The sequence below is a fragment of the Cupriavidus sp. SIMBA_020 genome, from assembly GCF_046535395.1.
GTDB classification, from domain to species: Bacteria; Pseudomonadota; Gammaproteobacteria; order Burkholderiales; family Burkholderiaceae; genus Cupriavidus; species Cupriavidus campinensis.
Genome location: NZ_JAWRWU010001427.1, coordinates 1 through 244 on the forward strand (window position 1 = coordinate 1; position 244 = coordinate 244).

General features: G+C 63.1%; 1 protein-coding gene. It reads right to left on the bottom strand.

From position 1 onward, the window contains the following. Window positions 1–81: 81 nt before the first annotated feature. Window positions 82–244 (bottom strand): AFG1/ZapE family ATPase (gene zapE / locus SB751_RS34250; RefSeq protein ID WP_410749529.1); only part of this gene is annotated, 163 nt, incomplete at its 5' end.

Below are 244 nucleotides of genomic sequence, written 5' to 3' on the forward strand. Positions count from 1 at the left end.
CTCTATTTTTGCGACGCCGCAGGGTGCGCACCTAGGCGCGCACCCTGCGACGTGTCGCAGGTCAAATCACCAGGCAAACGCTCAGGTCAGCGTCGTGTCGACGATGCGGCGCGGCGTTTCGAGATACTCCTTCGACTGCATTTCGACGATCCGCGAGACCGTGCGCGTGAATTCGTTCGCCATCGGGCCCTCGGGATAGAGATCCTCGGGCGGCACGGCCGCCGACATCAGCAGCTTGACCTTG